Origin of the sequence: Tsukamurella sp. USMM236 (assembly GCF_037148755.1) — a bacterium.
Lineage (GTDB): Bacteria > Actinomycetota > Actinomycetes > Mycobacteriales > Mycobacteriaceae > Tsukamurella.
In genome coordinates this window covers 600,686-619,718 of sequence record NZ_JBBCSS010000002.1, presented here as the reverse complement: position 1 = coordinate 619,718, position 19,033 = coordinate 600,686, and the positions used below count along the sequence as shown (strand labels likewise).

At 70.6% G+C, this 19,033-nt stretch carries 18 protein-coding genes; 12 read left to right on the top strand and 6 right to left on the bottom strand.

Annotation, left to right across the window (positions count from 1 at the left end; translation table 11 throughout):
- The first annotated feature begins 2 nt into the window (after positions 1-2).
- Genes WFK95_RS08900 through WFK95_RS08850 form a run of 11 tightly spaced genes read left to right on the top strand, consistent with a single transcriptional unit; the run spans position 3 to position 10,743 of the window.
- Positions 3-809, top strand: a complete 807-nt coding sequence (locus WFK95_RS08900) for an SDR family NAD(P)-dependent oxidoreductase (protein WP_336670475.1) — start codon at positions 3-5, stop codon at positions 807-809.
- The gene (locus tag WFK95_RS08895; RefSeq protein WP_336670474.1) at positions 806-1,795 is read left to right on the top strand and encodes an NADPH:quinone oxidoreductase family protein; all 990 of its coding nucleotides are present in this window, start codon (positions 806-808) and stop codon (positions 1,793-1,795) included. Before WFK95_RS08900 ends, WFK95_RS08895 begins: the two co-directional genes overlap by 4 nt.
- Positions 1,792-2,454, top strand: coding sequence for an HAD family hydrolase (locus WFK95_RS08890; RefSeq protein ID WP_224645737.1), 663 nt, complete (start codon positions 1,792-1,794; stop codon positions 2,452-2,454). The genes WFK95_RS08895 and WFK95_RS08890 overlap by 4 nt, the downstream gene beginning before the upstream one ends.
- Before the next feature lie 11 nt (positions 2,455-2,465).
- A complete protein-coding gene (locus WFK95_RS08885) occupies positions 2,466-3,218 on the top strand; it encodes an SDR family oxidoreductase (RefSeq protein WP_336670473.1) in 753 nt (250 codons plus the stop codon).
- 28 nt (positions 3,219-3,246) lie between these two features.
- Positions 3,247-3,699 carry a MaoC family dehydratase gene (locus WFK95_RS08880; RefSeq protein WP_224645735.1) on the top strand — a complete coding sequence of 151 codons (453 nt, stop codon included), beginning with the start codon at positions 3,247-3,249 and terminating at the stop codon, positions 3,697-3,699.
- Complete coding sequence (locus WFK95_RS08875; RefSeq protein ID WP_224645734.1) at positions 3,699-4,715, top strand: phosphotransferase family protein; 1,017 nt, start codon at positions 3,699-3,701, stop codon at positions 4,713-4,715. The genes WFK95_RS08880 and WFK95_RS08875 overlap by 1 nt, the downstream gene beginning before the upstream one ends.
- 1 nt (position 4,716) lies before the next feature.
- Positions 4,717-5,946: an acyl-CoA dehydrogenase family protein gene (locus WFK95_RS08870; protein ID WP_224645733.1), complete on the top strand. Its 1,230-nt coding sequence runs from the start codon at positions 4,717-4,719 to the stop codon at positions 5,944-5,946.
- Positions 5,943-7,130 (top strand): acyl-CoA dehydrogenase family protein, encoded by a 1,188-nt coding sequence (locus WFK95_RS08865; protein WP_224645732.1) that lies wholly within the window; start codon positions 5,943-5,945, stop codon positions 7,128-7,130. The genes WFK95_RS08870 and WFK95_RS08865 overlap by 4 nt, the downstream gene beginning before the upstream one ends.
- Positions 7,127-8,209 (top strand): acyl-CoA dehydrogenase family protein, encoded by a 1,083-nt coding sequence (locus WFK95_RS08860; RefSeq protein ID WP_224645731.1) that lies wholly within the window; start codon positions 7,127-7,129, stop codon positions 8,207-8,209. The genes WFK95_RS08865 and WFK95_RS08860 overlap by 4 nt, the downstream gene beginning before the upstream one ends.
- A 29-nt stretch (positions 8,210-8,238) precedes the next feature.
- Positions 8,239-9,222: a phosphotriesterase family protein gene (locus WFK95_RS08855; protein ID WP_224645730.1), complete on the top strand. Its 984-nt coding sequence runs from the start codon at positions 8,239-8,241 to the stop codon at positions 9,220-9,222.
- Positions 9,223-10,743: a long-chain-fatty-acid--CoA ligase gene (locus tag WFK95_RS08850; RefSeq protein WP_336670472.1), complete on the top strand. Its 1,521-nt coding sequence runs from the start codon at positions 9,223-9,225 to the stop codon at positions 10,741-10,743.
- A 30-nt stretch (positions 10,744-10,773) separates the two neighbouring features.
- Here WFK95_RS08850 and WFK95_RS08845 read toward each other — a convergent pair whose 3' ends face one another.
- The 6 genes from WFK95_RS08845 to WFK95_RS08820 all read right to left on the bottom strand — a co-directional run bounded on the left by WFK95_RS08845 (position 10,774) and on the right by WFK95_RS08820 (position 17,470).
- Positions 10,774-12,318, bottom strand: a complete 1,545-nt coding sequence (locus WFK95_RS08845) for a class I adenylate-forming enzyme family protein (RefSeq protein WP_224645728.1) — start codon at positions 12,316-12,318, stop codon at positions 10,774-10,776.
- Positions 12,318-13,553: a thiolase family protein gene (locus WFK95_RS08840; protein WP_336670471.1), complete on the bottom strand. Its 1,236-nt coding sequence runs from the start codon at positions 13,551-13,553 to the stop codon at positions 12,318-12,320. The genes WFK95_RS08845 and WFK95_RS08840 overlap by 1 nt, the downstream gene beginning before the upstream one ends.
- A 5-nt stretch (positions 13,554-13,558) precedes the next feature.
- On the bottom strand, positions 13,559-14,491 hold the full coding sequence (locus WFK95_RS08835) for a hypothetical protein (protein ID WP_224645726.1): 933 nt from the start codon (positions 14,489-14,491) through the stop codon (positions 13,559-13,561).
- Positions 14,492-14,518: 27 nt separating this feature from the next.
- A complete protein-coding gene (locus tag WFK95_RS08830; RefSeq protein ID WP_336670470.1) occupies positions 14,519-15,496 on the bottom strand; it encodes a fumarylacetoacetate hydrolase family protein in 978 nt (325 codons plus the stop codon).
- 110 nt (positions 15,497-15,606) lie between these two features.
- Complete coding sequence (locus WFK95_RS08825; protein WP_224645724.1) at positions 15,607-16,536, bottom strand: LysR family transcriptional regulator; 930 nt, start codon at positions 16,534-16,536, stop codon at positions 15,607-15,609.
- A gap of 1 nt (position 16,537) precedes the next feature.
- Positions 16,538-17,470 (bottom strand): alpha/beta fold hydrolase, encoded by a 933-nt coding sequence (locus WFK95_RS08820; RefSeq protein WP_224645723.1) that lies wholly within the window; start codon positions 17,468-17,470, stop codon positions 16,538-16,540.
- Between the two features lie 174 nt (positions 17,471-17,644).
- On the opposite strand from WFK95_RS08820, the gene WFK95_RS08815 reads away from it, so the two are divergent.
- Complete coding sequence (locus WFK95_RS08815) at positions 17,645-19,030, top strand: MFS transporter (RefSeq protein ID WP_224645722.1); 1,386 nt, start codon at positions 17,645-17,647, stop codon at positions 19,028-19,030.
- Positions 19,031-19,033: the final 3 nt, after the last annotated feature.

Below are 19,033 nucleotides of genomic sequence, written 5' to 3'. Positions count from 1 at the left end.
CGATGGCCGCCTTCGACCCGAAGGACAAGGGCATCGTCGTCACCGGCGCCGGCAACGGCATCGGCGCGGCGCTCGCCCGCGAACTCGCCGCGCGCGGCGCCCGCGTCGTGGCCGCGGACCTCGACGCCGACGGTGCCGCGCGGACCGTAGCCGAGATCGCTGCCGCCGGCGGCACCGCGTACGCCGCGCCCGGTGACGCCGCTTCCGAGGAGGGCGTCGCCGCCCTCGTCGAGACCGCGCGCCGCGAGCTCGGCGCCGTCGACGCCTGGTACGCCAACGCCGGCATCGACCGCGGGCGCGGCCTCGAGACCCCGGAGTCCGACTGGGCGCTGTCGCTGGACGTCAACGTGATGGCCCACGTGCGCGCCGCCCGGCTGCTCGTGCCCGAGTGGGCCGCGCGTGGCGGCGGCCGGTTCGTGGTCACCGCCTCCGCGGCGGGGCTGCTCACCATGCTCGGCGCCCCCGCGTACTCCGTGACCAAGCACGCCGCCGTCGCCTTCGCCGAGTGGCTCTCCGCGACGTACCGCCACCGCGGCGTCGTCGTCCAGGCGATCTGCCCGCAGGGCGTGAAGACGGGCATGCTCGAGCGCTCCGGCGAACTGGAGGAGCTGCTCAGCCGCGACTCCGCCCTCACGCCCGAGCAGGTCGCGACGCTCGCCGTCGACGCCCTCGCCGGCGACGAGTTCCTGATCCTCCCGCACCCCGAGGTGGCGGGCTACTACGCCGTCCGTGCGACGGCGACCGACAAGTGGCTGCACGGCATGAACAAACTGCAGCAGCGACTCGAGACGAAGGAGAGCGGCCGATGAGGGCCTGGCAGGTACAGGAACTGGGGGAGCCGCTCGCGGTGCTGCGCGAGGTCGACGCCCCGACGCCCGATCCGGGTCCCGGGCAGCTCACCGTCCGCACTCTCGCGACGGCGGCGAACTTCCCCGACGTGCTCATGTGCCGCGGCCTCTACCAGGTCAAGCCCGACCTGCCCTTCACGCCCGGCGTGGAGCTGTGCGGCGAGGTCGTCGCCGTCGGCGAGGGCGTCGACGGCTTCACCGTGGGGCAGCGCGTCCTCGGCGGCTCGGCGCTCCCGTCCGGAGGGTTCGCCGAGTACGCGGTGCTGAACGCGGCGCAGGCCTTCCCGGCGCCGGAATCGCTCGACGACGCCCAGGCCTCGTCGCTGTACATCGGCTACCAGACCGGCTGGTTCGGGCTGCACCGCCGCGCTCACCTGCAGGCCGGCGAGACCCTCCTGGTGCACGCCGCGGCGGGCGGCGTCGGCAGCGCCGCGATCCAACTCGGCAAGGCCGCGGGCGCCAGGGTCATCGGCGTCGTCGGCGGAGCGGAGAAGGCGGAGGTCGCCCGAGAGCTGGGCGCCGACGTGGTCGTCGACCGGCGCACCCAGGACTTCGTCGAGGTGGTCAAGGCCGAGACCGGTGGCCGCGGCGCCGACGTGATCTACGACCCGGTCGGCGGCGACACATACAAGCGCTCCACCAAGTGCATCGCCTTCGAGGGCCGGATCCTCGTCGTGGGCTTCGCCGGCGGCACCATTCAGGAGGCCGCCCTGAACCACGCGCTGATCAAGAACTACTCGATCGTCGGACTGCACTGGGGCCTGTACAACGCCTACGACCCGGCCGCGGTGCAGCAGTGCCACGCGGAGCTGACCGCCCTCGCCGACCAGGGCCTCGTGAGCCCGCTCGTGAGCGAGCGCCTCGCCTTCGACGCCGTCCCCGACGGCCTGCAGCGCCTCGGCGACGGCACCACGGTGGGCCGCGTGGTCTACCAGGCGGCCCAGTGACCGCCGAGATCGGCGCGGTCCTCTTCGACTACGGCGGCGTCCTCACCGCGCCGATGCGGCACAGCATCGAGGCGTGGATCGCCGACGAGGGGATCGAGCCGGCGAGCTTCACGGCGACCCTCAAGGCCTGGCTGGGCCGGGATGCCGACGCCGGCAGCCCCATCCACCGGCTCGAGACCGGCGAGCTGCCCGAGCCCGAGTTCGACGCCGCCTTCGCCGCGGCGCTGCGCACCGTCTCGGGCGATCCCGTGAACCCCGACGGCGTCCTGCGCCGCATGTTCGCTCGGATCCAGGAGGATCCGGCCATGTGGGCGCTCGCCGAGGACCTGCGCGCCGCGGGCGTGCCGGTGGCGATCGTCTCCAACAGCTGGGGCGGCGGGAACCTCTATCCCCGGGAGCGTCTCGCGGCGCTCTTCGCGCCGGTGATCATCTCGGAGGAGGTGGGGCTGCGCAAGCCCGATCCCGCGATCTTCCGGCTGGCCCTCGAGCGCCTCGGCGTGCCGCCCGAGCGCGCCGCCTTCATCGACGACGCGACTCCCAACGTCGCGGGCGCGGCCGCCCTGGGCATCCACGCGATCCACCACACCGATGCCGGCACCACCCGGACGGCGTTGCGGGAACTCGTTCCCGCACTGGCCGGCACATCCATCCACCCCTGAAGGAGAACCCCATGACCCAGCGCATCGCCATCGTGACCGGAGCCGCCCGCGGCATCGGCGCCGAGGTGGCCCGCCGCCTCGCCTCCGACGGGCACGCCGTCGCCGTCCTCGACCTCGACGAGGCCGCCTGCGGGGCGGTCGCCGATCAGATCACCGCCGCCGGCGGCCGCGCCATCGGCGTCGGCGTCGACGTCTCCGACGAGGAGAAGGTCACGGCCGCGGTCACCCGCGTCGCCGACGAGCTCGGCGCCCCCACGATCCTGATCAACAACGCGGGCATCCTGCGCGACAACCTGCTGTTCAAGATGTCCGTCTCGGACTGGGATCAGGTCATGGCCGTCCACCTGCGCGGCGCCTTCCTGATGTCGCGCGAGGTGCAGAAGTACCAGACCAAGGAGGGCTGGGGTCGCATCGTCAACCTGTCCTCGACCTCGGCGCTGGGCAACCGCGGCCAGGCGAACTACTCCGCGGCGAAGGCCGGCATGCAGGGCCTCACCAAGACCCTCGCCATCGAGCTCGGCAAGTTCGGCGTGACCGCGAACGCGATCGCCCCCGGCTTCATCGCGACCGACATGACCGCCGCCACCGCCGAGCGCATCGGCGTGCCCTTCGAGGACTTCAAGGCCTTCTCCGCCAAGGAGATCCCGGTGCAGCGCGTCGGCGAGCCCGCGGACATCGCGCACGCCGCCAGCTTCTTCGCCAGCGAGGGCGCGGGCTTCGTCTCGGGCCAGGTGCTGTACGTGGCCGGCGGGCCCAAGGACTAGGTCCGGACAGGACGAGGAGACGAGAAACATGCGGGTACTCAACGGACTCGAGGAACTGCAGGCGGCCGTGGGGGAGCACCTCGGCTACAGCGACTGGGTCGAGATCGACCAGAAGCGGATCGACCTGTTCGCCGACGCCACCGGGGACCACCAGTGGATCCACGTCGACCCGGAGAAGGCGAAGGCCGGGCCGTTCGGCTCGACCATCGCCCACGGCTACCTGACCCTGTCCCTCATCCCGATGCTGGTGTGGCAGATCTACACCGTCGAGGGCACGAAGATGGGCGTCAACTACGGCAGCAACAAGGTCCGCTTCCCCGCGCCGGTGCCGGTCGGCTCGCGCGTGCGGGCCGGGGTCGAGCTCGTCTCGGTCACCCCGGGCGGCGGCGGCCAGCAGGTCGTCGCGCGCGTGACCATCGAGCGCGAGGGCGGCGACCGTCCCGCGTGCGTCGCCGAGACCGTCTCCGTGGTGGTCTTCTGATGGCCGAGCAGCACCCGGGCCTCGATCTCGACGTCCTCGGCACGTGGCTCCCGCAGCACGTGCAGGGCGCGGGATCGCAGCTCGAGGCCGTCCTCATCGCGGGCGGCAAGTCCAACCTCACGTACCGCATCTCCGACGGTGCCTCGTCCTGGATCCTGCGCCGCCCGCCGGTCGGCAAGCTCCTGCCGTCGGCGCACGACATGGGCCGCGAGTACCGGATGATGTCCGCGCTCGGCGGAACCGCCGTGCCGGTCCCGGTGATGTACGCCTACTGCGACGACCCCGAAGTGCTCGGTGCGCCGTTCTACGTGATGAGCGAGATCGACGGCGTCCCCTACCGCCGGGCGACGGAGCTGGAGGCGCTCGGCGTCGACCGCACCCGCGCCATCTCCGAGCGGCTGGTCGACACCCTCGTCGAGCTGCACCACGTCGATCCCGCGAGCGTCGGGCTCGGCGACTACGGCCGCCCCGAGGGCTTCCTGGGCCGGCAGGTACAGCGCTGGCGCAAGCAGTTCGCCGCGGCGCACACCCGCGACCTGCCCAAGGTCGACGAGCTGTTCACCGCTCTCGAGGGACGGGTGCCCGCCGATGCGGTGCCGGGCATCGTGCACGGCGACTACCGCCTCGACAACGTGCTGGTCTCGCCGCAGGACGAGCCCGCCGCCGTCGTCGACTGGGAGCTCGCGACCATCGGCGACTCGCTCACCGACCTCGCGCTCATGGTGGTCTACGGGCGGCTGGCGAAGATCTCCGCCGGCACCGTCAGCGACGTGAGCGAGGCGCCCGGCTTCCTCGACGAGCAGCAGATCATCGACCGCTACGCCGCCGGATCCTCCCGGGAACTCGGGGATTTCGGCTTCTACATCGCCCTCTCCTGCTTCAAGCTCGCAGGCATCGTCGAGGGCATCCACTACCGCTACGTCAACGGCCAGACCGTGGGCGAGGGCTTCGCCGAGGCCGGGGAGGCAGTGAACCCGCTGCTCGACGCCGGACTCGACGCACTGAAGGAGAACTGACATGGATTTCGCGTACGACGCCAAGACCACGGAGTTGATCGGACAGGTCAACGACTTCATGGACAGCCACGTCTACCCGGCGGAGGAGACCTTCCACCAGCAACTCGGCGCGCTGGAGAACCGTTGGGCCTGGGACAGCGCCCCGGTCCTGCACGAGCTGCGCGCCGAGGCCCGCAGCCGCGGCTTCTGGAACTTCTTCCTTCCCGGCGAGAACGGCGCGGGCCTGACCAACCTGCAGTACGCGCCCCTCGCCGAGATCTCCGGCCGCAGCCTGCACCTCGCGCCCGCCGTGTTCAACTGTGCCGCCCCGGACACGGGGAACATGGAGGTGCTCAACGAGTTCGGTACCGCCGCGCAGAAGGAGCAGTGGCTCACCCCGCTCCTGAACGGCGAGATCCGTTCCGCCTTCGCGATGACGGAGCCCGACGTCGCCAGCTCCGACGCCACCAACATCGGCCTGTCGATCGTCCGCGACGGCGACGACTACGTGATCAACGGCCGCAAGTGGTGGATCACGGGCGCCATGAACCCGAACTGCAAGATCTTCATAGTCATGGGCAAGACGGCGCCCGACGCCGAGCGCCACCGCCAGCAGTCGCAGATCCTCGTGCCGCGGGACACCCCGGGCCTGGAGGTGCTGCGCGGCATGGAGGTCTTCGGGTACGACGACCACAGCCACGGCGGCCACGCCGAGATGCGGTTCACCGACGTCCGTGTCCCCGCCGCCAACTTGATCGGCGAGGAGGGCGACGGTTTCGCCATCGCGCAGGCCCGCCTCGGGCCCGGCCGCATCCACCACTGCATGCGCTCGATCGGCGTGGCGGAGCGGGCCGTCGAGCTGATGTGCGATCGCGTGGCGGGCCGGACCGCGTTCGGCAAGCCGCTGTCGGAGCAGGGCGTGATCCGCGACTGGATCGCCGAGTCGCGCGTGCGGATCGAGCAGCTGCGCCTGCTCGTGCTCAAGACCGCGTGGCTGATGGACACCGTGGGCAACCGCGGCGCCCACACCGAGATCCAGGCGATCAAGATCGCCACCCCGCAGACGGTGCAGTGGATCCTCGACAAGGCCATCCAGGCGCACGGCGCCGGTGGACTGTCGCAGGACTTCCCGCTCGCCGAGTACTACGCCGGCATTCGCACCCTGCGGTTCGCCGACGGCCCCGACGAGGTGCACAAGAACTCGCTGGCCCGAGCGGAGCTCAAGCGCGTCGCCGCCAAGAAGGCGCAGTGACGGCGCCGGGCCCGGAGGACCTCGCCCGGAAGGTCGACGACTTCCTCGCCGCGCACCCGCCGGCCACGACGGATCCGCTCGAGTTCGTCCGCGCCCGGTACGACGCGGGTCTGGCGTGGGTCGCCTACCCCGAGGGGCGCGGCGGCCTGGGGCTCTCGCGATCGCTGCAGCAGGCCGTGGACGCCCGCTTCGCGGCGGCCGGCGCACCCGACAACCGCAGTCATGTCAACGGGATCGGCCTCGGGATGGCCGCGCCGACGATCCTGGCCTTCGGCACGCAGGACCAGATCGACCGCTTCCTGCGGCCGCTGTGGACCGGCGAGGAGATCTGGTGCCAGCTGTTCAGTGAGCCCGGCGCGGGCTCCGACCTCGCGGGCCTCGCGACTCGTGCGGTCCGCGACGGCGACGACTGGATCGTCACCGGGCAGAAGGTGTGGACCTCCGGCGCGCACAACGCGCAGTGGGCGATCCTCGTCGCCCGCACCGACCCGGACCAGCCGAAACACAAGGGGCTCACCTACTTCCTGTGCGACATGTCCGACCCGGGCATCGACGTGCGGCCCCTGCGGCAGATCACCGGCGAGGCGGAGTTCAACGAGGTCTTCCTCGAGGGCGTCCGCATCCCGGACGCGCACCGCCTGGGCGCGGTGGGGCAGGGCTGGCAGGTCGCGAACGCCACGCTCAACAACGAGCGGGTCGCCATCGGCGGCCGGGCGTCGCAGCGCGAGGACGGCATGATCGGCGTGGTCGCCGCCACCTGGCGCGAGCGGCCCGAGCTTCGCACGCCCGACCTGCACGACGACCTGCTCCGCCTGTGGGTGGACAGCGAGGTCGCCCGGGTCACCGCGCTGCGCCTCGGCCAGAAGCTCGCCTCGGGCCAGCCCGGCCCCGAGGGCGCGGCGATGAAACTCTCCTTCGCCCGGCTCAATCAGAAGCTCTCCGGCCTCGAGCTGGAGCTGCTCGGCGAGGACGGCCTGCGGTACGGCGACTGGACCATGGTCCGCCCCGACCGGGTGGACTTCTACGGCCGCGATGCCGGGTACCGCTACCTGCGCGCCAAGGGAAACTCCATCGAGGGCGGCACGTCGGAGATCCTCAAGAACATCGTGGCGGAACGGGTGCTCGGCCTGCCGCCGGAGCACCGGGTCGACAAGGACCTGCCCTGGAAGGACGTCCCCAAGTGAGCTACACACCGCAGCTGCTCAGCAGCGACATCGAGGACGATCTTCGCGCCGCCGTCCGCGACCTGCTCGATCGGCGGGTCGCGCCGGCGGACCTGATCGCCGCCTACGACGGTGCCGCCGCCCCTGGCCTGCAGGCCGAGCTCGCGGAGATGGGCGTCACCGGCCTCCTCGTTCCGGAGGAGCTGGGCGGCGCCGGGGCGGGCGCCGCCGTCGCGGGCGTGGTCGCCGAGGAGCTCGGCTCCGCCTGCGCGGCGGGTGATTTCCTCACGTCGGCGATCGCGGCGTCGGTCGCGGTCGCGGCGGGCGCCCCGGTCCTGGCCGGGCAGCTGGCCGAGGGCGCGCGCGTGGCCGCGTTGGTCGTGCCGTTCTCGGTGGACCCGCACGGCAACGCCCCGGCCGTCCCCGTCGCCGACGGCGCCCTCTCCGGCACCGTCCGATCGGTGGCCGGCGCGCTCGGCGCCGAGATCCTGCTCGTGCTCGACTCCGACGGTGCCCTGCAGGCGGTTCCGGCGGCCGACGCGCGGATCGAACCCGTGTCGTCGCTCGACATGACGCGGCAGGTGGCGGACGTGACCTTCGACGGCGCCCGGGGCACGGTCCTCACGGCCGACGGTGCCGCCGCCGTGCGCGCGGGTCTGATCACCGGCGCGGCGCTGCTCGCCGCCGAACAGGCCGGGGTGGCGCGCTGGTGCGTCGCCACGACCGTCGAGTACCTGAAGCAGCGCAAGCAGTTCGGGCGCGTGGTCGGTGGCTTCCAGGCCGTGAAGCACCGCCTGGCGGAGCTCTACGCCGATGCGGAATCCGCCGCCGCGGCGGCGCGGTCGGCGACGGTCGCCCTGGCGGAGCTCGGGACCGAGGACCCGGAGGCCGTGATCGCCGTGGCCGTCGCGGCCGCGTACTGCTCGGACCTGGCCGTCCGGGCGGCGGGGGAGGCGGTGCAGCTGCACGGCGGCATCGGCATGACCTGGGAGGCGCCGGTGCACCTGTACCTCAAGCGCGCCAAGGCGGACCAGATCGGCCTCGGTACTCCGGGGCGACACCGCGCCGCGCTCGCGGGCCTGATCGACCTCCCCGCCTGAGAAGAACACACCGTCGGAAAGTAGGAACCATGGGAGCCGTCCACACCGTCACCGGTGACGTCGACGCCGCCGACCTCGGCGTCACGCTCATGCACGAGCACGTCTTCGTGCTCACCCCGGACATCCAACAGAACTATCCGGACGACTTCGGCGACGAGGACGCCCGGGTGGACGACGCCGTCGCACAATTGCAGAAGGCGTACGACGCCGGGGTGCGCACGATCGTCGACCCGACGGTGGTCGGTCTCGGACGGTACATCCCACGGATCCAGCGGATCGCCGAGCGCACGCCCGTGCGGATCGTTGCGGCGACGGGTGTCTACACCTACCGCGACGTGCCGCGCTACTTCATGTACCGCGGTCCCGCCCTGACCGCCATGACGGGGATCGACTTCCCGGATCCGATGGCGGACATGTTCGTCCGCGACATCACGGAGGGCATCGGCGAGACCGGGGTCAAGGCCGGCATGCTCAAGTGCGCGATCGACCACCACGGCCTCACCGAGGGCGTCGAGCGGGTGATGCGGGCGGTCGCGAAGGCGCACACCGCCACCGGCGTGCCGATCACCGTGCACACGCACCCGGGCTCGGAGACCGGTCTGCTGGTGAAACGAGTGATGTGCGACGAGGAGGGCGTCGACCCGAGCCGGATCGTGCTGGGGCACAGCGGCGACTCCACCGACGTCGAGCACCTGTCGGCGCTCGCCGACGCCGGCTTCACGCTGGGGTTCGACCGGTTCGGCATCAACCTGGAGACCACATTCGAGGCCCGCAACGACACCCTCATCGAGATGGTGCGCCGCGGCTACACCGAGAAGATCGTGTTGTCCCAGGACGCCTCCTGCTACATCGACTGGATCGACCCGAACGTCAAGGCGGGCATGCTCCAGTGGCACTACACGCACGTCTTCGACGACGTCTTCCCGTACGTCCTCGAGCGCGGCGTGAGCCAGGACCAGATCGACACCATGCTCGTGGACGTCCCGCGCCGCGTGCTGACCGGAGAGGCGTAGATGTCCTTCAACCTGGCGACGATGCTGCGCGAGTCGGCATCGTCGACGCCCGACGCGCCCCTGCTGTTCTTCGGTGATCGCGAGATCAGCTACTCCCAGCTCGACGAGCCGTCGGGGCGTCTCGCCGCCTCGCTGCTGGCCCGCGGCCTCGTCCCCGGCGACAAGGTCGCCGTCCAACTGCCGAACCTGCCGGAGTTCGTGGTCGCCTACTTCGGCATCCTCAAGGCGGGCCTGACGATGGTGCCGCTCAACCCGCTGTTCACCGCGCCGGAGATCGGCTACCACCTCGGTGACAGCGACGCGAAGCTGCTCGTGGCGTCCGACTTCTCCGCCGAGGCCGCGCTCGCGGGCGCGGCGGAGGCGGGCGTCGGCGACGTGGTCGTGGTCTCGCTCGGCGCGCCGACCCCGTCGGGCGCGACACCGTTCGCCGACCTGTTGGGGGAGCCGGACTCCGGGGAGATCCACCCCACGAGCTCCGACGACACCGCCGTGCTGCTCTACACCTCAGGCACCACCGGCCGGCCGAAGGGCGCTGAGCTCACGCATTTCGAGCTCTACATGAACTGCACGATCGCGCCGCAGCTGTTCGGGATGCGGGACGACGACGTGGCGCTCGGAGCGCTGCCGCTGTTCCACGTCTTCGGACTGTCCAGCGTGCTCAACGCGGCGGTCCGATACGGCGGTTCGGTGGCCCTGGTGCCGAGGTTCGAGGCGGAGGCGGTGGTCGACGTCATCGAGCGGCGCCGCGTCACGGTGCTCTCCGGCGTGCCCACGATGTACGTGGCGCTGCTCGGCGTCGACACGGCCGGCCGCGACGTCTCCAGCCTGCGCGCCGCCGTCTCCGGCGGTGCGTCGATCCCCGGCGGCGTGATCAGCGCCTTCGAGGAGAAGTTCCCGGGCCTGGCGATCCTCGAGGGCTACGGCCTCTCGGAGACCGCCTCGACGGCGACCTTCAACATCAGCGCCGAACAGCGCAAGGTCCTCTCGATCGGCAAGCCCATCTGGGGCGTCCAGATGCGGGCCGTCGACCTCGACGGTGCCGAGCTCCCGCCCGGGGAGGACAACATCGGCGAGATCGTCGTCCGCGGGCACAACGTCATGAAGGGGTACTACAAGCGTCCCGAGGCGACTGCGGAGGCGCTGCGCAACGGCTGGCTGCACACGGGCGACCTCGGCTACCGCGATGAGGACGGTTACTTCTTCATCGTCGACCGGCTCAAGGACCTGGTGATCCGCGGCGGATACAACGTGTATCCCCGCGAGGTCGAGGAGGTGCTCTACGCCCACCCCGAGGTCGTCGAGGCCGCCGTCGTGGGCCGCCCCGACGACAGGCTGGGGGAGGAGGTCGTCGCCTTCGTCGTCCTGCGCCCGGGCGCGAATGCCGACGCCGCGGCCCTCACCGCGTTCAGCCGGGAGCGCCTGGCGGCGTACAAGTACCCGCGCGAGATCCACCTGCTCGCCGAGTTGCCCAAGGGCGGCACCGGCAAGATCCTCAAGCGGGAGCTGCGGGGCTCGCGCTGACGCACAACGGGATCTCGTCGTACCGGGTCCCTAGATCCTGCTGTCCGAATCGGACCAGTAGTCGTCCCGCAGCGCGCGTTTGAGGACCTTGCCCGTGCCGCTGCGGGGCAGGCTGGGGACGAAGTCGACCCGTTTCGGGGTCCGGACGCTCCCCAGCGACGCCTTCACCAGGGAGAGGAGATCCGCCTCGGTCACCGCGCCGCCGGGGGATAGTTCGACGACGGCGATCACCTTCTCGCCCCAGTCAGGGTCTGGGACGCCGATCACGGCGCAATCGCCGACTGCGGGGTGGCCCCAGATCACCTGCTCGATCTCGCTCGGGTAGATGTTGAAGCCGCCCGAGATGATCACGTCCTTCGTCCGGTCGGTGATGTAGAGGTAGCCGTCCTCGTCGAGGTGGCCGACGTCGCCGGTGTGGAGCCAGCCGTCGACGAGCGTCTCGGAGGTCTTGTCGGGCTGCTTGTAGTAGCCCTTCATCACGAGATCGCCGCGGACGCAGATCTCGCCCGTCTCGCCCCGGGGCACCGCGGCGCCGGAACGGTCGCGGATCTCGACCGAGATCAGCGGGTACGGCCGACCGCAGGACCGCAGGCGCGCATCCGACCCCGCTACCTCGTCCGGGCGGGCGTACGCGATCGCCGCGAACGCCTCCGTCTGTCCGTACGCCGCCGTCATGACGGGGCCGAAGGTCTGTATCGCTCGTCTGAGCTTCTCGACCGACATCGGCGCGGCCCCGTGCACGAAGTAGCGCAGTGAGCTGAAGTCGCAGTCGCGCCCCTGGACCCAATCGAGCATCCGGTAGATCACCGTCGGGGGCAGGAACAGGTCCGTCACGCGATACCGCTCGATCGCCGCGACCACCGACGGGGGGTCGGGCCGCTCGACGAGGACGACGGTGCCGCCCCGCGCGGTAGCCGGCAGGCTCACGATCCCCGCGGAGTGCGTGAGCGGCGCCGCGGCCAGATTCACGATGCGCTCGCCGGCGTCGTAGTGGAAGGCCATCATCATGTGCGCGCAGGAGTTCGCCAGGGTCCGGTGCGTGTTCATCACGCCCTTCGGCACGCCCGTGGTCCCGCCGGTGGGGGAGATCATCACGACGTCGTCCATGTCGTACGCGACGGCGGGCCGTGTCGTCGCGCGTGCGGATACCCACTGCTCCAGCGCCACATGGGCGCCGCCGCAGTCCGTGTCGATGCAGACCATGAGAGTCACGTGGGGGAGAGCGGACCGGATCTCCTCCGCCTCGGCGCGCATCGAGCTGTGGAAGAACAGGGCCTCGCAGTCGAAGCGCTGCATGAGTTGCGCCGAGGCGGCGGCGGGCTCACCAGGGTGCAGCGGCACCCAGGTGCGCCCGGCCCGCCAGATGCCGAGCACGCACATCCACGCCACTGGGTCGTTCGGCGCGAGCACCGCCGTGTTGCCCGTCCGGGCGACCTCGGTGTCGAGCAGGCCCCAGGCGATGCGGCAGGTGAGTTCGCCGGCCTCCTGGTAGGTCCAGCGCCGCTCGCCCATCACGAACGCGTCCCCGTCGGTGTTGCCGGCCCAGCCGCGGTCGAAGAAGTCGATGACGGCCATCAGGGCGCCTCGAGGATCGTGACCACGGCGACGGCCTCCTCGCCGGTGCCGAACGGGCTGAAGCCTCCGCCGTTCTCGGCGAGGGCGAGCCGCGCACCGTCGACCTGCCGGGCCCCGGCCTCGCCGCGCAACTGCGTGACGAGCTCGAAGACCTGTCCGAGCCCGGTCGCGGCCAGGGGATGGCCCTTCGACTCGAGCCCGCCGGAGGTGTTGATCGGGATACGGCCGCCGATGGTCGTCTCCCCGGCCTCGGCGGCGGCGCCGCCTCCGCCGGGCTCGACGAAGCCGAGGTGCTCACTGATCGCGAGCTCACCGAACGCCGTGGCGTCGTGCACCTCCGCGACGTCCACGTCGCTCGGCGCGATGCCGGCACGCTCGTACGCACGTTCGCCCGCGAGCCGCGTGACGTGCCTGAGGTGGTCGCCGGTCTCGCGCTCGACGCTCGTCCCGGCGACGGATGCGAGGACCCGGACGTTCCGCCGCCCGGCGATCCGCGCGGCGACCTCGGCGGTGCAGACGATCGCGGCAGCCGCGCCGTCGGTCAGCGGCGAGCACATGGGGACGGTCAGCGGGTGGGCGAGCGCCCGCGCCGCCAGGATCTCCTCGACACTCATCGTCTTGCGGTAGTGCGAGAGGGGGTTGTCCACCGAGTGTCGGTGATTCTTCGACGAGACAGCGGCGATCTGCGCCTGCGTAGTGCCGAAGGTCACCATGTGGTTGCGCGCCAACGCGGCGTAGATGTCCATAAAGATGCTGCGCTGCCCGGCGCCGCTGGTGTCGACCTCGCCGCCGAGCGCGGCGAGGGTGCGTTCCAGCGCAACGGGGTCCGAGAGGTCGTAGGCGCCGTCGAAGACGCCCATCGTCTTCGCCTTGTCGCCGGTGTTCATCTTCTCGGCGCCCACCGCGAGGGCGACGGACGCCTCGCCGGCCCGCACGCTGGTGATCGCGAGATTCAGCGCTGATGATCCGCTGGCGCAGGCATTCTCGACGTTGAAGATCGGGAGCCGCTCGAAACCGATTCCGCGGAGCGCGATCTGACCGGCGATCATCGCCTGCCCCTCCAACGGGCCCTGTGTGGTGTTGGCGAAGAAGGCGCCGTCCACCGCGGACGGCGCGATGCCGGCATCGGCGAGGGCCTCCCGTACGGCGCGGGCCGTCATCGTCGGGACGGTCTCGGCCTCGTGCACACCGAAGGGCGTCATGCCGACACCGATGATGAAGACGTCCTGGCTCATCGAACTCACTCCTGCGTGCTGACGGGGCCGACTGCGGCCGAGAGCGAATCGGTGGGATGGCGGTGCACGGCCTCGGCCATCCGCTCGGCCCCGACGGTCTGCAGCGTGCTCGCACCGAAGGTGAGCAGGCCGGGCGGGATGTCACCACGCCCCAGGAAGGTCCTTCCCCCGAGAATGCTTGCGATATCGAAGACGCCGCCCTGCTGGACGATCTCATCCGCAGTGAGGCCCGCGCGATCACGTCGGCGCGCGATGTCCAGTGCTTCGAGGAGGGCCGTTCGCCACGTGTGCAGGTCCTCGCGACGCATCGGGTCCATATGGCCCTGCACGTACCAGTCGACGTCCAGCGTCTCGAGCAGTGCGATCGTGGTGAGCCATGCGACGGGGTCGCCCGACTGGATCGCCGGGGTCATGCCGAGGTCCGCGATGAAGGCCACCCGATCGTCGATCGCGTGCACGACCGTCGATCCCATGGTGTGCCCGGGTGCCTCGAACAGTACGAACCGCTTGCCGCCCAGCTCGATCGTCATCCGGCCGCGGTAGGTGAGCGTCGGGTAGGCCATCGTGTACGCGTCGATGACGGCGGCGTCGACGTCCGGGTAGGCACCCCAGGTGCGCATGGCCTCCTGGGCCATCTCATCGGTGTCCATCACCCCGCGTGTCGTCTCGGACGACACGAGGACCTCGGGTCGCAGGTAGGGGGCCGAGATGGTGTGGTCGGAGTGGTGCTCGCAGTACACCTGATACCGCAGCGGGCCTTTCGAGTCGATGAATGCCTTCCAGGGCGCACAGATGGTCGGCGACATCGGGCCGTCGACGGCGATGCATCCCTCGTCTGTCACGACGAGGCCGCTGTAGGGGTAGGTGCCGAAGACGAAGACCTCGTCGGTGAGCCGGATGAGCCGGGGATCATCGAGGAGGGCGGGACGGGTGGTCATGGTGGACCTTTCTCCGTAGCGGACAGATCAGGATTCGGGGACGACGTAGTGGGCGAGCGTGCCGATGCGCTCGACCTCCAGCTCCACGAGGGCCGGACGGGGCAGGCGGCGGCCGAGTTCGAAACTCGAACCGCCGGGAACGGTTCCGGTACCCCAGACCTCGCCGGCCCGAATATCGGCGCCTCGGCTGAGCTCGACCACGGCGTCGTCGAAGCCGTGGACCATCTCCGACGACGAGCCGCGACCCCACACCTGTCCGTTGACGCGGACCGTCATCGCGAGACCACGCGGATCGGGGACCTCGTCCTTGGTGACGACGCAGGGGCCGATCGCGTTGCTGTGCGGGAAGTCCTTCGCGTCGCCGTGGACATCGCCGCTGCCGAGGATGTTGCGGGCCTGGACGTCGCGGAGGGACCAGTCGTTGTAGACGGTGTAGCCGAAGATGTGGGCTTCGGCGTCCTCCGCGGTGACGTCCCGGCCGGACTTGCCGATCACGACGGCCAGTTCGAGCTCGTAGTCGAGGATCTCACTGGCGCTCGGCCACGTGAGAACGCCACCAGGCGCCGCGCCGGTGTCGGGGTCGCGGTCGGCGAAGCCGATCGAGGCGGCGGGGTCGTAGAGCGCCGACATCAGGCGATCGGTCGCAGCCATGGCGGTCGGGAGCGGACGCTCGTCGCCGTGCGTGCCGAGCCACTGCACCGTCCGGACCAGGCTCGGGCGGAGGTGCGCGACGATGAGCGAGCAGTCACGCAGGCGGCGGGGCCGGAACGGCGCGAGCAGGGTCACCACATCCCGCTGAACGATCGAGTCGGCGTCGAGGCGGAGGTAGGCGGCCCAGGCCTTGTCCAGGGCGGGCTGCCCGCCGTCGATCAGGGCGAGCATGGATGCGAAGTCCGGATCGTCGGGGAAGCGGCCGGTGAGGTCGGTGTAGCTGTACTCATCGCGGTTGTCGAGGCCCAGGCGCGGGCGGGGGTCACCCGGGCGGTGGAAGGTGACGAACTTCATGAGAGCTCCTGTTTTCCGGTGGATTTCGACGGATTCGCGGTCGATCTCCCTCGACGCTAGCGCCGCCGGAGGCACAGGGGTTACCGATGAATATCGATGTCAAGTATCGATCAGAATGATGTGTTCAAGGCGGCTGCGGCTTCGCGGAGCCGGAGGCGCAGCCACTGGTGTGCGGGGCTGTCGTCCTGTCGGGGCAGCCAGTACATCGCCGCGGTGATCGGGTCGAAATCCACGGGGGGATCGAGCAGCTTGAGGCGGGCGGGCTCGGCGAGGCTCCGTCCGAGGCGCTCGTGGACGAGCGTGAACAGGGGAGTGTCACGCAGCATGAGCAGCGCGGCGACGAAGCCGTGGGCCGAGACGTCCACGGGCCGGTCGATCCCCAGCGATCGCAGCCGACCCTGTGCCGTCGATTGCAGGGTCTCGCCGCCGGCGAAGGCGACGTACGGCAGGGATCGGAAGTGCTCCATGGAGAACCGTTCTCCCACCTCGGGATTCTCGGAATCCACAGCGCAGACCAAACGGTCGCCGAACAGGTCCTCGCTGTGCATCGGGACGTCGGAACGCTGCGACTCGCGGGGAACGATGCACAGGTCGAAGAGGCCCCGCCGGAGCACGTCGGCGTAGTCCTCGCCGATCTGGCGCACGTGGATCCGCACGCCCGGCGCCTCGCGCCGGAGGCCGGCGAGCAACGGACGCAGCAGTACTACGAGGAAGTAGTCGGTGGCGAGGATGGTGAAGGTCCGCTCCTCGGTCGACGGGTCGAAGACGCTGCTCTGGCGGAGCGCTCCCGCCATGAGCTCGAGGGACTGCCGGACGGGCGCGATGAGCGACTCCGCGACGGGCGTCGGCACCAGCGTCCGGCCCTCGCGGACGAGCAGCGGATCGTCGAAGAGTCGTCGTAGGCGCGCCAGCGAGGCGCTCATCGCGGGTTGCCCGAGGTGCATCCGAGTCGCGGCGCGGGTGACGCTCCGTTCGGCCATGAGGACGTCGAACGCGACGAGCAGGTTCAGGTCGACCCGCTGGAGATCACCGGAAGTCACGTCAGGCGATCACGCGCTCGACGAAGGCGATGAGCTCGGCGGTCACGTCGTCGCGGGTCTCGGGCTCGTTGTGCACCTCGTGCCGCACACCGGGGTAGACGCGCGTCCGCACGTCGGGGTGTCCGGACGCGACGAGGGCGTTGGCCACGTGGTACGCGCCCTCGCCGTAGTTGGCGACCGGATCCTGGTCGCCGGCGAGGATCAGCACGGGGGTCTCGGGACGGAGTGCGGCGTAGAAGGCGTCGCCGTTCGCGGCGTCGTACAACTCGATGAAGCCGCGCAGGAACCGGGCCGACAGCGGGGCGCCGAAGTTGTTGAACGGGTCGACCGCGTGGTCCCGCACGACGTCCGCGTCCCGCGCGACCCAGTCGGTGGGGCCCGCGCCCGCGCCGAACCGGGAGACGAAGCCGTCGAACAGCTCTCCGACGTAGTGCGCGGGCGCGGGCCCGGCCTGATCGGGCTCAGCAGCGAGCGCCGCGCGGTCGACGACACCGTCGATCCCGGCGATCTGCGCGGCGATCCCGCACAGCACCAGGCCGTCGATCCCGTCCGGCTGCGCGGTGGCGAGCCCGCGGGCGATCATCGAGCCCATCGAGTGCCCGAAGGCGACGTAGGGCAGGCCCGGGTGGAGTTCCCGGACCTTCGCGCGGAGCGCGGCGGCGTCGGCGACGAGGACGTGCGCCGCGTCCTCGCCCGCGTCGCCCCACACGCCCGAGTCCATCGCCGTCGCGCCGTGTCCCGCGTGGTCCTCGGCGGCCACCACGAAGCCGGCGTCGAGCAGCGCCGTGATCAGGCGCAGGTACCGGCGCGAGTGCTCGCCGAGGCCGTGGATCACCTGCACGATCGCGCGGGGCTCGCGGACCGGCGTGTAGATCCAGGCGTGGACGGTGTCGCGGCCGTTGGCGGACGGGAAATCGGGTTCGAGGAGTGCCATGTGCTCTTTGTACGTGATCGGGGCCGGAGCCGGTGTCGAACGGGTCCGAAGCACTGGAAACGGTCTCCCAGCTGCGTAAGCAAACGCTTAGCAATTTCTCGGAATCGGTTGACACGAACGTCAACGTCAAGCATTCTCTGTGTCGGGGATCACAACTTTCACGAAGGGCCATCCATGACACAGACCAGCGAGCCCGGTGCCGTCGCGCCGGTGAAGAAGAAGTCGCACGGCAAGCTGCTCACCGCCGGACTGGTGAGCAGTTCGATCGAGTGGTACGACTTCTTCGTCTACGGCACCGCCGCAGCCCTGGTGTTCGACAAGGTCTTCTTCCCGGACCTCTCGCCGCTGATGGGCACGCTGATGGCCTTCGCGACGTTCTCGGTGGGCTTCATCGCCCGGCCGCTGGGCGGGATCCTGGCCGGGCACTTCGGCGACAAGATCGGCCGCAAGCCGATGCTCATCTGGTGTCTGACCGCGATGGGGGCGGCCACCTTCCTCATCGGCTGCCTGCCCACCGCGAGCGCGATCGGCTCGCTCGCCCCGATCCTGTTGGTGTCCCTGCGCTTCGTCCAGGGCCTCGCATGCGGCGGCCAATGGGGCGGTGTGGTGCTCCTGCTCACCGAGTCCGCAGGACCGAAGAAGCGGGGATTCGCCGGGACCTTCGGGCAGATGGGCGTTCCGCTCGGCCTGCTGCTGGGCAACCTGATGATGATCCTGATGAACGGCGTCCTCGACGACGCCGCGTTCCTCAGCTGGGGCTGGCGCGTGCCCTTCTGGGCCAGCGCGATCCTGGTGCCGGTCGTCATGTACATCCACAAGAAGATCGAGGATTCGCCGGAGTTCCTCGCCCTCCAGCGCGAGGTCGCGGCCAAGAACGCGGGCAAGGAGACGGTCGCCGCGGCGCCGCTGTCCGAGGCGATCCGGGGGCACTGGGGAAAGATCCTGCTCGGCGCCGGGCTGCTGGCCGGCACCAACTCCGCGTTCTACGTCTCCATCGCCGGTTTCGTGAGCTACGGCAGCAAGAAGCCCTCCGCGGGCGGCCTGGGCATGAGCAGCAACTCGATCCTGGCGTGCGTGCTCGCCACCTCGGTCGTCATGCCGCTCGTGATCATGGCCGCGGGTGCGGTGTCCGACCGCGTCGGTCGCCGCCCGCTGATCCTGGTCGGCGGCGCCGTGCTCATCGCCTGGGCGTTCCCGTTCTTCTGGCTCGCGGAGACCACGAACATCGGGCTGCTGCTGGTCGCGATGTTCGTCTCCAGCTTCGGGCAGGCGCTCACCTACGGCCCGCTCGCCGCGTTCATGGCGGAGCTCTTCGAGCCCCGGATCCGCTACTCGGGTGCCTCGCTGGCCTACCAGCTGGCAGCGGTCGCCGTCTCGGGCGTCGCCCCGCTGATCATGACCGCCATCATCGCCGAGACGCAGTCCTCCACGTTCGTCTCGGTCTACCTCGCCGCCATGGGCCTGGTGACCCTCGCCAGCGCCTACTTCCTCAAGGAGACGAACGGCCGGGCGGTGCGCGAGGATCCGAACGCGGTGCCCGGGATCCCCGCGTCGGTGTGAGCC

Coding starts and splice junctions, on each gene's coding strand:
- WFK95_RS08900 (WP_336670475.1), top strand. CDS start 3: ATGGCCGCCTTCGACCCGAAGGACAAGGGCATCGTCGTCACCGGCGCC.
- WFK95_RS08895 (WP_336670474.1), top strand. CDS start 806: ATGAGGGCCTGGCAGGTACAGGAACTGGGGGAGCCGCTCGCGGTGCTG.
- WFK95_RS08885 (WP_336670473.1), top strand. CDS start 2,466: ATGACCCAGCGCATCGCCATCGTGACCGGAGCCGCCCGCGGCATCGGC.
- WFK95_RS08880 (WP_224645735.1), top strand. CDS start 3,247: ATGCGGGTACTCAACGGACTCGAGGAACTGCAGGCGGCCGTGGGGGAG.
- WFK95_RS08875 (WP_224645734.1), top strand. CDS start 3,699: ATGGCCGAGCAGCACCCGGGCCTCGATCTCGACGTCCTCGGCACGTGG.
- WFK95_RS08870 (WP_224645733.1), top strand. CDS start 4,717: ATGGATTTCGCGTACGACGCCAAGACCACGGAGTTGATCGGACAGGTC.
- WFK95_RS08855 (WP_224645730.1), top strand. CDS start 8,239: ATGGGAGCCGTCCACACCGTCACCGGTGACGTCGACGCCGCCGACCTC.
- WFK95_RS08850 (WP_336670472.1), top strand. CDS start 9,223: ATGTCCTTCAACCTGGCGACGATGCTGCGCGAGTCGGCATCGTCGACG.
- WFK95_RS08845 (WP_224645728.1), bottom strand. CDS start 12,318: ATGGCCGTCATCGACTTCTTCGACCGCGGCTGGGCCGGCAACACCGAC.
- WFK95_RS08840 (WP_336670471.1), bottom strand. CDS start 13,553: ATGAGCCAGGACGTCTTCATCATCGGTGTCGGCATGACGCCCTTCGGT.
- WFK95_RS08835 (WP_224645726.1), bottom strand. CDS start 14,491: ATGACCACCCGTCCCGCCCTCCTCGATGATCCCCGGCTCATCCGGCTC.
- WFK95_RS08830 (WP_336670470.1), bottom strand. CDS start 15,496: ATGAAGTTCGTCACCTTCCACCGCCCGGGTGACCCCCGCCCGCGCCTG.
- WFK95_RS08820 (WP_224645723.1), bottom strand. CDS start 17,470: ATGGCACTCCTCGAACCCGATTTCCCGTCCGCCAACGGCCGCGACACC.
- WFK95_RS08815 (WP_224645722.1), top strand. CDS start 17,645: ATGACACAGACCAGCGAGCCCGGTGCCGTCGCGCCGGTGAAGAAGAAG.